17 protein-coding genes and 2 pseudogenes are annotated in these 14924 nt (G+C 42.3%); 10 read left to right on the forward strand and 9 right to left on the reverse strand.

What is annotated here, in order from left to right; all coding sequences use genetic code 11:
• Positions 1-104: 104 nt before the first annotated feature.
• From GWP40_RS12490 to GWP40_RS01280, 4 genes and pseudogenes are all read right to left on the reverse strand, one after another.
• On the reverse strand, positions 105-365 hold the full coding sequence (locus tag GWP40_RS12490) for a lipoprotein TP_1001-related protein (protein ID WP_230974519.1): 261 nt from the start codon (positions 363-365) through the stop codon (positions 105-107).
• Entirely contained in the window at positions 328-1161 is an 834-nt protein-coding gene (locus tag GWP40_RS01270; RefSeq protein ID WP_230974520.1) for a lipoprotein TP_1001-related protein, read from the reverse strand. Before GWP40_RS01270 ends, GWP40_RS12490 begins: the two co-directional genes overlap by 38 nt.
• 223 nt (positions 1162-1384) lie before the next feature.
• Positions 1385-3695, reverse strand: a pseudogene (locus GWP40_RS13515) (heavy metal translocating P-type ATPase).
• A gap of 165 nt (positions 3696-3860) precedes the next feature.
• Positions 3861-4232, reverse strand: coding sequence for an ArsR/SmtB family transcription factor (locus tag GWP40_RS01280; protein ID WP_016522542.1), 372 nt, complete (start codon positions 4230-4232; stop codon positions 3861-3863).
• Between the two features lie 274 nt (positions 4233-4506).
• Here GWP40_RS01280 and GWP40_RS01285 point away from each other — a divergent pair, with 274 nt between their 5' ends.
• From GWP40_RS01285 to GWP40_RS01330, 10 genes and pseudogenes are all read left to right on the forward strand, one after another.
• Positions 4507-4728: an adenine-specific methyltransferase EcoRI family protein gene (locus GWP40_RS01285; protein WP_212565728.1), complete on the forward strand. Its 222-nt coding sequence runs from the start codon at positions 4507-4509 to the stop codon at positions 4726-4728.
• A 228-nt stretch (positions 4729-4956) separates the two neighbouring features.
• Positions 4957-6180, forward strand: a complete 1224-nt coding sequence (locus GWP40_RS01290) for an ATP-binding protein (RefSeq protein ID WP_212565729.1) — start codon at positions 4957-4959, stop codon at positions 6178-6180.
• Between the two features lie 37 nt (positions 6181-6217).
• Positions 6218-6418: an LbetaH domain-containing protein gene (locus GWP40_RS01295; RefSeq protein WP_212565730.1), complete on the forward strand. Its 201-nt coding sequence runs from the start codon at positions 6218-6220 to the stop codon at positions 6416-6418.
• A 216-nt stretch (positions 6419-6634) separates the two neighbouring features.
• Positions 6635-7525 carry an Rpn family recombination-promoting nuclease/putative transposase gene (locus tag GWP40_RS01300; RefSeq protein WP_212565731.1) on the forward strand — a complete coding sequence of 297 codons (891 nt, stop codon included), beginning with the start codon at positions 6635-6637 and terminating at the stop codon, positions 7523-7525.
• Between the two features lie 156 nt (positions 7526-7681).
• A pseudogene (locus GWP40_RS01305) lies at positions 7682-8179 on the forward strand (radical SAM protein); the annotation flags it as partial.
• A gap of 35 nt (positions 8180-8214) precedes the next feature.
• Complete coding sequence (locus GWP40_RS01310) at positions 8215-8289, forward strand: DUF3781 domain-containing protein (protein ID WP_230974649.1); 75 nt, start codon at positions 8215-8217, stop codon at positions 8287-8289.
• Positions 8286-8858, forward strand: a complete 573-nt coding sequence (locus GWP40_RS01315; RefSeq protein WP_212565732.1) for an SAP domain-containing protein — start codon at positions 8286-8288, stop codon at positions 8856-8858. The genes GWP40_RS01310 and GWP40_RS01315 overlap by 4 nt, the downstream gene beginning before the upstream one ends.
• A 424-nt stretch (positions 8859-9282) precedes the next feature.
• On the forward strand, positions 9283-9555 hold the full coding sequence (locus tag GWP40_RS01320) for a BrnT family toxin (protein WP_212565733.1): 273 nt from the start codon (positions 9283-9285) through the stop codon (positions 9553-9555).
• Positions 9536-9787 carry a BrnA antitoxin family protein gene (locus GWP40_RS01325; RefSeq protein WP_212565734.1) on the forward strand — a complete coding sequence of 84 codons (252 nt, stop codon included), beginning with the start codon at positions 9536-9538 and terminating at the stop codon, positions 9785-9787. Before GWP40_RS01320 ends, GWP40_RS01325 begins: the two co-directional genes overlap by 20 nt.
• 96 nt (positions 9788-9883) lie before the next feature.
• Positions 9884-10510, forward strand: coding sequence for an endonuclease (locus GWP40_RS01330; protein ID WP_230974522.1), 627 nt, complete (start codon positions 9884-9886; stop codon positions 10508-10510).
• A 111-nt stretch (positions 10511-10621) separates the two neighbouring features.
• On the opposite strand, the gene GWP40_RS01335 is transcribed toward GWP40_RS01330, so the two are convergent.
• The 5 genes from GWP40_RS01335 to GWP40_RS01360 all read right to left on the reverse strand — a co-directional run bounded on the left by GWP40_RS01335 (position 10622) and on the right by GWP40_RS01360 (position 14824).
• Positions 10622-11086, reverse strand: coding sequence for a hypothetical protein (locus tag GWP40_RS01335; RefSeq protein WP_212565735.1), 465 nt, complete (start codon positions 11084-11086; stop codon positions 10622-10624).
• Positions 11087-11597: 511 nt separating this feature from the next.
• A complete protein-coding gene (locus tag GWP40_RS01340; protein ID WP_230974523.1) occupies positions 11598-11810 on the reverse strand; it encodes a GNAT family N-acetyltransferase in 213 nt (70 codons plus the stop codon).
• Positions 11811-12260: 450 nt separating this feature from the next.
• Complete coding sequence (locus GWP40_RS01345) at positions 12261-13739, reverse strand: C69 family dipeptidase (protein WP_212565736.1); 1479 nt, start codon at positions 13737-13739, stop codon at positions 12261-12263.
• A 305-nt stretch (positions 13740-14044) separates the two neighbouring features.
• Entirely contained in the window at positions 14045-14254 is a 210-nt protein-coding gene (locus GWP40_RS13645) for an N-6 DNA methylase (protein WP_432912286.1), read from the reverse strand.
• 21 nt (positions 14255-14275) lie between these two features.
• Positions 14276-14824 carry a glutathione peroxidase gene (locus GWP40_RS01360; RefSeq protein ID WP_212566501.1) on the reverse strand — a complete coding sequence of 183 codons (549 nt, stop codon included), beginning with the start codon at positions 14822-14824 and terminating at the stop codon, positions 14276-14278.
• Positions 14825-14924: the final 100 nt, after the last annotated feature.

A 14924-nucleotide genomic window follows, 5' to 3' on the forward strand; every position in this document is an offset into this window, starting at 1 on the left:
AATTTATCATATCCGCTAAAGCGGATTGCGTAACAGTTTTTGAACAGTTCCTTTAAATTTAGATGCGACAACGTAGATGCTCCGCATATTCTTAAAAGCTGGTGTTAATACGGTTTCCCCATAGTAACCTTTTTTGAATCGCGGAGTGTCCAGCTTTCTGCTTTATTAATAGCGGTTTTTGCATCGCGTACCAGCGATTTTGAGGCGGTTATCGGCGCGATAACCGCTGACTTTAAGACGGCGCCTCCTCGCCATGCACCGCTTGCAACGGCGGCTTCCGCTTCCCGTACCAGCTCTTCGTCATTCCATGCAGGAGCTGCGCCCCGTTTAGCACATTCTTTTTTCGGTACAGTAGAGAATGGCATCCTGAATATCGCCGTCCACTCCGGCTTTTATCAGAATGACATTGGCGTTTCTTTTGGGAATGCTCGTATACGGTCCCCAAAAATCCCGCGCAGCCGCACAAGCTTGTGTTCCGCCGGAAATAATTTTAACGGTTGTTTCATCGCGGATACCCTCTTCGACGGAACGCCAATGGTATACAATAGTCTCGCCTGCGGAAACTTCTGCGGCGGGGAACCGATAGTGCGGGTTTTGCTTATCTCCGACATTCGTGATGGTGATGCCGGAAAGGTTGCCGCTTTCCATTACAATAAACTCGATAAATTCGCTTTTCGGTTTGCTGCTGTATAGCGGACGGATTTCGGTTATCCGCAGTTTTGCAGGGTGCGTATTGGCTCCCTCAAACGGCAGCGCAAAATCAAGAACGCTGTGCTTTGTGTCCGACACGGAACCGCGCAATACAAAAGGAACTCCGATACCGATCGTGGCAGTTGGGCTAAGCGCAAAGGCGGTGTAGGTATCAGCCTTGCCGGATTGTTCGTCGGAATCGGTAAAATTGTCGGGGATATCCATCGGCTCGGCGCTGCACGTTTGCGTTTCTCCCGTTTCGGGGATAAAAATTTCCGCTGAAAGAAATTCCGCCGTACCGGCAAAGTATATCTGTATAGTATTGGTTTCCATCCGTACGGTTTTTACTATTTTAATGGGTTCAGCTTCTCCTCCGAGAATATCGGTAAAAATCGGCTGTTGAGAAAAACCTGCACACCCTGCTCCGCATAGCGCACAGATAACCGGCATAACAAAAAAGAGTTTTTTCATCGGTTCGTCTCCTAAGTATTTGTAAGCTACCTTCTATATGCGACACGCGCGGCTTTTTGGCTAAGAATTTAAGAGAAAAGAAAATAATTTTGCTGTTTTTTAGGAGGTCTGACATTAAATATAAAGACGCTGATTATCCGCAAGATTTTATCAAAATCGATCTTGCGGACTTAAAAGTAAAAGCTGAATATATTCCCGCACTGTTGTATCTTTTAGGAACTTCCTATCTCCGTGCGCGCAGCGAGTTGCACACGGCAAGAAGTGCGACGCCGACATCGGCAAACACCGCTGCCCATAATCCGATAATGCCCAAGGCGCCGCCTGCCAAAAAGGCGATTTTAACAACAAACGACATAACGATATTTTGTTTGACGATTTGCCGTGTAAAACGTGCCGACTTGATTGCCTGCGGAATAAGTTGCGGGTTGTCGGTCATAAGAACGACGTCGGCGGCTTCGATTGCGGCGTCGCTGCCGATTCCGCCCATCGCGATACCCACATCCGCACGGGCGAGAGCGGGCGCATCGTTAATTCCGTCTCCGACAAACACGCAGACGGCGCGGGCGTTGCCTTTCTTCCGTTCGTCGCTGATAGCTTCAAAGCGGGCGACCTTTTCATGCGGCAAAAGTTCGCTGCTGCAGCGGTCAAGCTGCAATTCGGCGGCTATTTTTTCGCCTGTACGCTTCGTATCGCCGGTCAGCATCTCAAGGTATCCGACGCCGACGCCGCGCAGTTCCCGTATCGCTTGTGCGGATTGCGGTTTAATGCTGTCGCTGCAAATAATACAGCCGGCATAACGCCCGCCGTAGGAAAGGAATACCTTTGTTCCTTCGATTTGAGCGATGGAAGCAGGCTGCTTTTCCGCATCGCCGAAGATGAACAGCGCGGAACCGGCCGCAAGCTCCTGTTCGTTCCGCAGCATTTTAACGCCGGAACCGGCTTTTTCCGTGTATTGCCGGAGTTCGGCAGCTTCTTTTTCAAACACGGCTATTTTCTCTTTACCGAGCTGCCCTTGAATAGCGCCTTTTATCGCAACGGCAATCGGATGGCCGGAATGATACTCGGCGATATAGGCAAGCTCAAGCAACTCCTCCGTGCTGAATTGTTCGGCAGGAAGAATATGCTGTACCGTTAAAACACCGGCGGTCAGTGTGCCGGTTTTGTCGAATACAACGCTGTCCGTTTTGGCAAGCGAGTCGATAAAATCCGCTCCTTTTATCAATATACCTTTTTTTTGCCGCCCCGCCGAGTCCGCCGAAGTAGCCGAGCGGAACGGAGATAACAAAGGCGCATGGGCAAGAGATGACGAGGAATACCAATCCGCGCGAAATCCACGGAACAAAGGCGTTCCACGAAAGCGGGCTGCCATGTACAGCTGAAAGTACAAGCGGCGGAAGGAGCGCCAGCACGACTGCACCGATCGTTACAATCGGAGTGTATACTCGTGCGAAGCTCGAAATAAGCCGCTCCGTTTTTGCCTTGCGGTCTTGCGCATGTTCCACCAACTGTAGCATTTTTGCCGCAGCGGTATTTTCCGCCGCTACGGTGGTTTTAATCACCGCAAGCCCGTCCGTATTGACGAATCCTGCAAGTACCGTACCGCCTGCTTCAATAAAACGCGGAACACTCTCTCCCGTCATTGAAGAGGTATCAAAAGAACACGCCCCTTCGACCAGTATCCCGTCAAGCGGAACCTTCTCTCCCGGTTTTACGAGGATCAGCGTACCGATAGGAACATCTTCCGGGGCTACAATGTCAGGGTCATCCCCTTCATGATGATGCCCGCAGCAGCACTCTTCGGCATGATTATGCGTATGTTCGTGTTCATGCTCGCACTCGCATTCTTCATATGCGTGATGATGTTCATGGCTATGTTCGTGTCCACACTCGCAGTTTTCCGAATGGGTATGGTGATGTTCACCGTGTTCATACCCGCATTTGCACATCTCGGCGTGAATGTGCTCATGGCTGTGATGGTGGTCATCATCTTCATGTTCATGACCGCAACAACTATGTGCATCGCTGTGTCCCGATTCGGAGTCGGCAGGATTATGATAGAGCCGGACAAATTCGGGGCGCAAATCCATCAAGTTGGTAATGGAACGGCGGGATTGCTGAACGGCGGCGGCTTGCAGCAGCTCACCCAAGTTGTAAAACAGCATAACCGCGGCGCCTTCCGACCACTCTCCGAGTATGAATGCACCGAGTGTCGCAAAGGTCATCAAAAAGTTTTCGTCAAAAATACTTCCTTTACCGATGGTCTTCAGCAAGGTTTGGATAACTTCCAGTCCCGCAGCAAGCCACGAACCGACAAAAAGCAGTGATGAAAGTGCAATGGAGTAAGAAGCGCCGTTGAACTGAACGGTTATTTTGAAAGGTTCGGAAGCAATTTTCAATACAATCCCGGCGATAAAAAACACCGCCGCTACGCTAAAACGGATAATATCGTGTTTATTCCACAAACTGTCATGATGATGTTCATCATGATTATGCGTTTCGTGTATATGATTACATGCCATACAACTACAAGCCATATTACCTCCTATAAAAACTTTTGCAGGATGTTTAAACATCCGAAAAAGTTTTTAGTCGTGCGCGTTGCGCGCACACGTAAATAATCAAGTTTGCAGCGCAAACTTGAGACAAAAAGCGCTGGCGATATTTTAGACAGCGCTTTTTGTCATCTCTCCTCCTTTGGTCTAGCGCCCTTCCAGAATATGCTCCATGCCGACGCTGTATAAGATGCCGACATGATTGTCCTCTATGGAATAATAGATTTGTTTTCCCACCCGCCGCGAACGCACTATTTTTGCCTGTCTGAGGATACGCAGTTGATGAGAAATTGCCGAAGCGGAGATTTCAAGTACCTCCGCAATGTCGGCAACGCACAGCTCACCCGCCATTAACGCGGATACAATCTTGATACGGGTTGAATCACCGAAGTTCTTAAAAAAATCACTCAATGCGGTCATCGTGTCCTCGTCGGGGATCTTTGAGCGTGCATGAGCCACGGCATCGGGGTTAAAATACTCCGCCGCTTCGTCGCTCATCGGTTCTTCTTGGTTTTCCATTACGCTGCCTCCTTACGTATTCTGATTATCATGCCTGCCCACCTTGGTCATTCGTCTTCTCAAAACAGCAGGATTGTTTTATCTGTCAATATATGAACAAATGTTCAGATGTTTATTTGATTATATGTACAATTAAAAACAGTGTCAAGAGTGGCTTTTAAACTTTGTATTTTAGCATTGTTATATAAATATTAAAAAATTAACGACCGCCCTCTATAAATTTTTTGTAAAATGTGCTATTATTATTAATTATTAACCAAGGTGTGAAGGGAAAATGGCTAATAAAAATACAAATTTACATAAAGCAAAGCGATTTAAAGATGATGAGTTTTATACAACTTATGAAACTGTAGAAAACGAACTTTCTCATTATATCGGTCAATTTAAGAATAAAACAGTTCTTTGCAATTGTGATAATCCTTTTACATCAAATTTTTCTAAATACTTTATTCAAAATTTTAATCTTTTAGGATTAAGAACTCCTATTTACTTATAATGTACACTATTTTGTACAAAAACAGCAAGAGAAAATATTTGCTTCCTATTGCGGATAAAAGGTATAAGACCGGTGGCTAAAAGCTGAAAGACTGCGCCTAACGCAATAATTCGCATATATTGGGCTGTCAATTCGAGTGTTGTTCCGTATGGGAGGCCTTGTACTTGCCATGTCTATAGCCTTCGGCTAAAATGTAATCACAATACATATTAGCCGAAAGGATGCTGTATGAGTTATATTTCCAGAAGTTTGGAAAAGATAGTCTTAGAGGTAACAAAAGAATATCCGGTAGTATTGGTAACAGGCCCAAGACAGGTTGGGAAAACTACCATGCTGCAAAAACTTATGGAGGGCACAGACAGAGGTTATGTGTCGCTCGATGATTTGCATGAGAGAGCTCTTGCAAAGACCGATCCGGAACTGTTTTTGCAGCTGCATAAACCGCCCATACTGATCGATGAAGTTCAATATGCGCCTGAATTATTCACCTACATAAAAATATATGCGGATAAAAAGCGCAGCAAAGGTGATTTCTGGCTTACCGGTTCTCAAGCTTTTAAGCTGATGCAGGGAATGCAAGAGTCATTGGCAGGAAGAGTAGCGGTGCTCTCATTAACATCTTTATCGCAAGCAGAGATTTACGGAAATAGACTTGAGCCGTTTGTGCTCGATATGAAAAAACTTTCCGCACGGAGCAGAGAACGAAAACCTGCGAATATCAAAGAAATTTTTAACAGAATTTATAACGGCTCCATGCCTGCGGTCATAAGCGGTCAAAATAAAAACACTCACATTTTTTACAGCAGTTATGTAACAACATATATTGAAAGAGATGTAAGAGCGCTTTCGGATTCGATTGACTCTTTAAAATTTTTGCGGTTTATAACTGCCGTTGCCGCACGGTGCGGACAGCTGCTCAATATCGCCGACATAGCACGCGACGCGGATATTAATCAAAAGCAGGTGAAGGGCTGGCTGGGTATTCTTGAAACGTTAGGAATTATTTTTTACTTACACCCTTATTCAAATAATATGTTAAAGCGCCTCGTAAAAACTCCCAAGCTGTATTTTTATGATACGGGATTAGTCTGCTATCTGACAAAGTGGAGCAGTGCGGAAACGCTGGAAAGCGGCGCTATGAACGGAGCCATACTTGAAAATTATGTTGTTTCCGAAATAATGAAAACATATCTCAATAACGGTAAAGCGCCCTTTATGTATTACTATCGGGACAAAGACGCGAAAGAAATCGATATCGTATTAGAGCATGACGGCGTACTTAATCCGATAGAAATTAAGAAATCCGCAAATCCGGGTTCCGAGCTTGTCAAAGTATTCAGCTTACTGGATAACGCTTCTATTCCGCGTTCTAAAGGCGCGGTCATCTGCATGAAACCGGAGCTTTCAGCAATTGATAGGGAAAACTACATCGTGCCGGTTTGGGTGATTTGAAATTTGTAGAGTGAACAACTATTTATATGAAATAAAAATGGCGAACTCAAAACTCGTTATTATTGGAAGCGATGTATGGATCGGCTGTAACTGTATGATTTTGCCGGACGTAACCAACGGCAACAATGTCATCATCGCGGCGGGTGCGGTGGTAACAAAAGATATTCCCGATAACTGCGTAGCCGCCGGTGTTCCCGCAAAGGTGATAAAACAGCTGGAAAATGATATTGAAGACTGATGTTCAATGCCGATGACATGGGAACACAGGCCGATAGGTTTGTTGCAGAGTAGTCCGATTAATAGGTAATAACACAGTCAACTAAACTATCCGCTCTCACGTCGGAGATATCTCTGGCTTGAGGCGTTTTTTTGTGTATATACGTGCGGTATACGTCACGGTATTCTTACAAAACGGCGGTAAATGTGGTATAATTGTATGTTAAGGAGTTGTGATATGAGCACTTCAAACAGAAAATATAAAGATTCTGTCTTTGTCGATTTATTCAGTGAAGACGAAAAAGCAAAAGAAAACTTTTTGTCACTGTATAACGCCTTGCATAATACCAAACTTACGGCTATAGAGCTTTTGAAAAATATCCGCCTTGATCAAGTCTTGTACATGACATTCTATAACGATGTATCCTACCTTGTAGATAACAAAATAATAGTGCTTGCAGAACACCAGTCAACAATCAACCCGAATATGCCTTTACGCTGCCTTGAATACATCAGCCGCTTGTATGAAACCCTCTTTGAATCAAAAGAAAAATATAGCCGTAAACTACTGAAAATTCCGAGTCCTGAATTCTATGTTTTTTACAATGGAGAAGAAGACTATCCTTGTGATAAGACTCTTAAACTCTCGGAGGCCTTCATAGAAAAGGCAGCGGAACCTAATCTTGAGTTGACCGTTAAAGTAATAAACATAAACCGCCAAAACCGCCATCCTGTATTGGAAAACTGTAAAACGATACAGGAATACAGTATATTTGTGGAAACAGTGCGAAAATGGAAAGAAATAGACCCTCAAAACGGTTTTGAAAAAGCCGTTGAAGAATGTATAGAGAACAATATTTTGCGTGAATATCTAAAACGCAAGAGTAAGGAGGTCGTTAATATGCTATTAGCTGAATATGATTATGAAACCGATATAGCCGTACAACGTGCTGAAGAACGAGAAATTGCCTTTGCCGAAGGTATTGAACAAGGTATTGAACAAGGCTTTTCCAACGGATCGCGCCAAGCAAAGCTTGAAACAGCTAAGGCTTTTAAACGTTTCGGTTTTGACATTGACAAGATAGCTGAAGGAACCGGTCTTTCCGTTGAAGAAATTGAAAAACTGTAATTCGGTTTAGCGGCGCCGGATATTCTCCTTACAAATATTAAATTAAAATGCACTGACAGAATCGCCTATCGGCTTTAACATCGAGCCATTACGATTGGACAATCAAGGATATTAAAAAGGCGCTGAAAAAGTGGCGAGAGAAATAGTCGTATTCGTATGCACTTTGTTCAAGCAAAAGGAATTTTATCGGCTAAAAACGGAATGAACCTGTACCGAGGCTGTACTCATGGGTGCATCTACTGCGACTCGCGGAGCGATTGCTATCAAATAAAGCATACGTTCGAAGATATAGAAATAAAAGAGAATGCAATAGAACTGCTCGAAACTGCTTTGCGGCGGAAACGAAATAAGTGCATGATCGGCACCGGTTCTATGACCGATCCGTATATGCCGCTTGAAGAAAAAATCGGTATGACGCGCAAAGCGATAGAAAACGTGTACCGGTATGGGTTCGGCTTTACCGTGATAACAAAATCGCCGCTGATTTTGCGCGACCTTGAACTTTTGCAGGCGGTGAACAAAAAAGCAAAGTGTGTTGTGCAGATGACGCTCACCACATATAACGATAAGCTCTGCAAAATACTTGAACCGAATGTTGCCGTTACGAGTGAGCGTTTTGCGGTGCTTAAAACGCTGCACGATGCGGGCATTCCACAATAATCAAAAAAGTAAAAAATTGGTATGTAAGTATTGATGATGTTATTATCACCATTAATGCATACAGTTATACAATAATCACCGCACATAAGCAAAAGACTATATGACGATAAAAGAATTTGAAAATAAATATTGGTATATGAGTGAACTCAAAGCATTGGCAAAATCGCTTGAAATTCCTTTTCATTCAAAAATACGAAAGGATCAGCTTGAAGAAATGATTATTCAATTTTTGGAAACCGGGACGGTGAATAAAAAGAATAGTTTTAGGAGCAAAAGCCGGAATATAGAAATTTTGAATAATAGCAGTTATGTTGAAAATTTTAGCAATAAAAAAGAAACATGGGAATTCATACATAGTCAAATGAATAGCCGAGTTCCGGGACTAAAACCGAAATCAGGGGCAAAATATTGGCTTAATCGATGGATTGAAAATAAACTTTCTCATGATGAAAAAATAACTTATAATGATGTCATTTGTGAATATATTCGTTTAAATAAAACCGAAGGAAAACTTCCGCAAATTCCATCCTGCAAATTTAATAACTTTATAAGTGATTATTTAGCAAATGAAAAAGATGCGATAAGAGAAGATGCTTTGGAAGAATGGAATAAACTAAAAAATATGAAGATAAAAAAAGATTATATAACGTGGAAAAAGAATAAACATACATAGAAAATTTTGACCCACTTTAACCTGACGTTTGTTTTATCACGAAAGTTGTTTGAGGCGTCGATGCCGGTGCATCTCCCTTTTTTTAGGCAGCCTTCGCGTCAACTTTGCCGCCGCTTTATACTGCAGCAAAACCGAAAATCCATGTTAACAGCTCTCGTTTATAATCATTAATCTTTCCGATTATTCCAGGGGGATTGCAATCCCTCTGCTTGCCCCGAATGCTAAACTCGGTGAAGGGCTGTCGGTTCATTATTCGGGCGGCTCATCCCTTGGCAAATATGTGACAAAATGGCTTAATAAGAGCGGAGTTGCGGTAAAATGATGAAAATCGGGGACGGAGGTTATGAGCGTGCTGTTAGTTTTTTCAATAAAATATTTTGTATGTTGACGAATACATAAAATAGTATGTATAATATGGAGGTATATGACATTTGAATGGGATGAAAATAAAAACTCTGAAAACATAGGGAAGCATAAGGTCTCTTTTGAAAAGGCGCAGGATGCTTTTTTTGACGTAAACCGTATGATTTTAGAAGATGTAAAGCATTCCATTTCAGAAAAACGTTATTTTTGTATTGGAAAAACAGATAAAGGAATTTTGACCGTGCGTTTTACAATACGTGGTCAAAATATTAGGATTTTCGGCGCAGGATATTGGCGTCAAGGAAAGAAACTCTATGAAGAGCATTTACAGTAACCCCGAAAAATCAGTAATGGAAGCATTGGATTCTGCCGTATTAGTGACGGATTTTCTTCCTTCACCGGCAGAGCTTGTAAAGAAACCAGCAAAAGAAAAAATAACCATTTCAATAGATTCTGATTGTATTAATTTTTTTAAAACAGAAGCAAAGAAAAATCATACAAAATATCAGACTATGATGAATGAAGTACTTTCTCAATATGCAAAGCATTATGCTGTAAATGGTTAAGCATATATTTACGAGTATGGGAAACTTATATAGTAATATCTATAATGGAAAAAGAGTTTAAGGAATAATACAATAATAAAACTAAACGAAATCAGAATGCCGCTTGATATGATGATGACCGTGCTTTCTATAATCCTGATGGGAGGCACGGTACTTTTCCCTGACGATAAGATTCACCAGATTTTAGGAATGCCGCTGCTCGTACTATGGGCGGTTCACATCGTGCTGAACCGCAGATGGTACGGGGCATTATTTCGCGGGAAATATTCTGCACACAGAATCATGCAAATTGCGGTAAATATGGGGATATTGCTCTGCGCACTTTTTCTGATGATGAGCGGTCTTATGATGGCGTGGTTTGTTCCGCCGGAAGCCGTGGGCGATATGCTCGGCTTTGCACGGATTGCTCATCTTATCGCTTCGCACTGGTATTATCTTTTTATGTGCTTCCATTTAAGAATGCACGCAAATATGATTGCCTCCCGACTTAAAGCAAAGCCCCGTACCCTGCGGATTTTGAGGGTGCTCGTTCTGCTGATTTCCGCTTACGGTGTGTATGCGTTTATCTCCCGCGGTCTTGTACAATATATGTTCCTGCAGCAGCAGTTTTTCTTCTTCGATTTTGACAGAGGCTATGTTTTGTTCGCGGTAGATTATCTTTCAATACTTGTGCTGTTCGCAGCGGTTGCGTATTATGCGGGAATAAAAAGTAAGAGAAAGTGAAATGTGGGCGTGATACTCTGCATCGGGAGATGTTAATTTTGATTGGTAATTGCATAATTCCGATGTGCATTTATTCAAAAGCAGCTGACTGGAGAACGGTTTCTTGAGCCTCTAAAACGGTAAGCCTATCGGTATATCCCGCAAATAAATATATGAACAACACCAGTCAACCATTTCAAGCTGTTCTTCCCAATCATAATCAAGATCATCTCCGTCTTGTCTTTGTAAATATTTTCTGTTTTTTTGTAAAAGTGCTTGAGTTTCCAGAATATCTAAGCCAATAATACTTCCAACAGCTTGAACATTGAAATGTTCATTCCATAGTTCGCAGATATATTTTATAGGATTCAATTCCTCCGTAGAAAAATTAAACTTGACCATCAGTTGATACGTATTCGTATACTCATCGTTAGTAAGATATTTATGTCTTTGATTATAAATTTCTAAAACTTTTTCAGTATCATTTGTCGTATTAAAATAGCAAAACGAAAGATAAAGTAAATGCTCAAATATGTGTTTGAGATCTTCTTTGGAAATATTTGTACCAAGTAGGAGGACGTTTTCGTATGCGGTCATAACATCCGTCAAATTATCGCTATTTTGAACCCAGTCAAGATACTTTAGTGCAGCTATATACCATGCTTCACAGAATGGTACGTATTTACCGAGTGCTTCTGAATTACATATACTGTTAAAAAAATATAGTTCTTTATCTTTATCCGTAAGCAGCGGTTGCGATTCTATATTCCGTATGCGGGATGCAATAAAATCCAGTTTACTTTAGGCTATAGGATTGGCTTGAATTAAAAAAAATATTTATTATAGAGGAAATACATACCTTAGTTCTCAAAGTCGATTAATCGGTCAAGCTGATTTGTGGTTTAAATTTCTGCTAGGTGTCTATTCTTTTTAATTCTGTAAGGGCTTTATTGCGATAAACTAAATCGTCTCTAGCGGAAAAACCTTCCTTAAAATTGAACAACTGAACAAAGTATCAACTTTGGAAGTTGTTCAATTCGTGCGCGGTAGCGCACACGTCAATAAGTGAGTTTGCCTTGTGGCAAACTCATCGGTTAACGAGGCAGCCTTATTTGGTTGCCGAAGTTATACCTTCGTTTTCCCAAAAGGCATTACCGTCTTTATTTTTAGTGAATACAACTAATGCGGTTTTGTGAATACCAATATGTTTTAAAGCATTCAACGCCGTGGTGATCAATTGGGAAGCAACCCTTTGTCTCCGCCATTTCGGATGTACAGCAGTATGGTATATGTAACCTCGCCTTCCGTCATTTCCTGCCAATATGGCACCATGGTAAACGCATCAGTCTGATTTTTTTATATCCCCGCGGAAAAATTGAAACTATTCGACCAGAGTTGAACCTCTTCGCGGTTCAAATGGTCTCACAGTCTCAATTTTTCCGCGATTTATATCTACTTTGCCTGATGCATTTATAACCCCTTGCTGGAAAAATGTGCGAAATTTTATTCGTGCGGAGGGTTTAATACCCCGACGCTTGCGTCGTAACAAAGGGTATTAAAGCCGACTGCAACCACCTTATGAGAACAACATACCCCGACGCTTGCGTCGGGGGTGTTGATTTCCTTAAAATGCAACAGTTGAACAAAGTATGCACTTTGGAAACTGTTGCATTAGTGCGCGAAAAGCGCACACGTCAATAAGCGATGTTTACCGGACGGCAAACTCGGTGTGTTTTTAAGCGGCGATATTTAAGTTGCTTAAAATAAACTTTTATTTTTCTTTTGCTACTGACGGTTCAAAGGCTTTTTTAGGAGTTCTGCCTTCGTTCTTTGCTGCAAAACCTACCAGTTCCGGGTATATTTTCTGTGCTTTTTCAAACACATCGGCTGCTTGGTCGTTTCCTAATTTGGTTGCATATTTTGCTGCGGCGGATTCACCTTTTTTGGTATAGAGCCGTGCAATTTCAGCATCTTTGTCTTTCTGCTCTTTAATCAGCTTTTGCTCATACGCTTTCCAATAGCTGCGGACATTCTTTCCGTACATATCCCTGTTTAATGCTGAAAAGACATTGATTGTCCGCATCAGCCAGTAAAACGAATCGGGAGTATACATTTCATTGTCTACTTTATACGCAGAGTAGGTGTCCGTAATGTTGCCGTAGAAGGGCAGATACACCGAATGTTCTGCATTTGCCATCGCCATCCACATCACACCGCCGACAGCTTTCGGTAAGGTGTCTTTCATCTGAATGATATGGCATTCCATAGAAGTCGGTGTACCGATTGCGCGAACTCCTGCGTTTTCCGGTAAATTTGCATTTTTATCGGTATCTTCATAGCGATAGCGCTGCAATTCCATTACATCTTCAAGGGCGATTTTCTTATCAGCCTTTCTCCACAAAGAGAATAGCTTCGTGTCATACGCAACCTTAGCGGACGGTGAGAGTTTATTTTGTCCTCCCCAAAGCCGTACACGGTTGTAGTCGCTCATTTCTTCTCCATAAGTAAGCGCTGCATGGAATTTACCGTCAACTTCTTTATAAAAGCCTTTCGACTTAGGCAAATTGATTAAATCTTTTGATGCGATAACATCTTTACTTGTCGTATCGACATAACCGAGCAAGAAGCAATTAGGTACTACCGCATACATATCATCCGGGACATTAACCGCTGCATACTGATGGCCGGTATAAATTTCCATGTACCAGCTTTCTTTATCGTCTGCGATAAAAATGATGTTGCCTTCTGCCGAACCGTAGGTATCTACAATCTTTGCAATCCGTTCAACGCCTTCCCGGGCTGTGGTAATATACGGCAACACAACCGTTGTCATAGATGCTTCCGAAAGTCCGTTTTCAACAAGCGGGTCAGCTTCTTCTGCAGCTTTTCCCGGAGAGGCAGAAACGGTTGCGCTCATCGCAACGCCGTGCTCGTTAAAACCTACTTCGTCGTAGATGCCTTCGGATTGTTCGGCATCGCAAATAGCGGTATACCGATAGCTCTCTTTCGGTAATTCGATTTTAAAGCCGATTGAGTCGGTAAACTGTACCGGCTTTCTGTTTTTCTTATGCGGATATACCTTAAAGGTTTTGTTATGGGCGCCACTCAAATCTTCCGTACGCGCAATGATACGAAAGCCGTCGGCTGTTGCATCCTTTCCTGCAACAAACCCCGTACAGCCAAAAGCATTAGACATTCCTGTCCATACGCCGGCCACGGCAACCAATAAAAACAGACACATTTTTTTCATAATGTACTCCCTGTTAAAAATAATCCGGCAAACACTACCGAATAAAATCACACTTACCTTAAAAAAGGCAATAAATATAAAAAGGATTATATCATGCGATTCAGTACTTGTCAAAATAAATGTGCATTTCGTACTATTTTGTTGTTCCATTGTGGCTTTAGGTGCGATGATATTCGTATTTTGAATGGGCATACGTTGACCGATACGGATCGGCTTAATATGTACGGATATATTGCTATTTTCTGCGCCGAAAAACCGTTTTTTACATCAAAACCAAATCCTGCCGTCGTAACAATCCTCAGAGATCACGACCTTAAAGAGGGTTGTAAAGGTTGCGTTCTTACCGTAAACCGTGGGCTGTTTTCGGGTAAATTTATTCGAGAAGCCGCGCTGGATTTTGGGCTAAGTAAAGCGGATACGCCATTGGCAAGCACAAGTCCGATTTTACCGTTTGCAGAAAGATGGTGTATCATGTGCTGGATCCAAGCGTAGTTCGCATTGCCTGCCGGGGGCACGGCTCCTTTTTTTGAGTTACTTTACCCCACTACACACTTTTCCACACATGCCGCAACATCAGCCATAGGAGCGGGCGGTTCAAAGCGGGCAACAACAGTGCCGTCCCGGGCAATAACGAATTTGGTAAAATTCCATTTAATTTCAGGATTATTTTTATAATTGCTGTCTATTTTTTGAATAAAATCACTTAGCGTTTCCGCCATCTTCCCTGTGCCGAAACCCTCGAATTTTTTCTGAGATTTTAGATAGGTAAAAAGCGGAAGCGCGTGTTCACCCTTTACATCAGACTTTTTCATCTGAGGGAATGTTGTGTGATAACGGAGTGTGCAGAATTGGTGAATTTCCGCATCGGTTCCGGGAGCCTGCTCGCCGAATTGATTGCACGGCACATCGATTATTTCAAAACCGTTATCGTGATATTTTTCGTATAGTTCTTCCAACTCTTTATACTGCGGTGTAAATCCGCAAGCCGTCGCCGTATTAACAATCAACAAGACTTTGCCTTTGTATTGCTTGAGCGGAACATCGTTTCCTTGCGCATCTTGCACCGAATAATCATAGATAGTCATCATTTACCTCCGAAAAAAAATAGAAACCATCTCTGAAAACGTTAGTTCTAAGAAACGTCTCTTAGGTCATTCGATTTTAAGATAATTATTTGAAAGATGC

Source organism: Treponema vincentii (genome assembly GCF_018336815.1).
Lineage (GTDB): Bacteria > Spirochaetota > Spirochaetia > Treponematales > Treponemataceae > Treponema.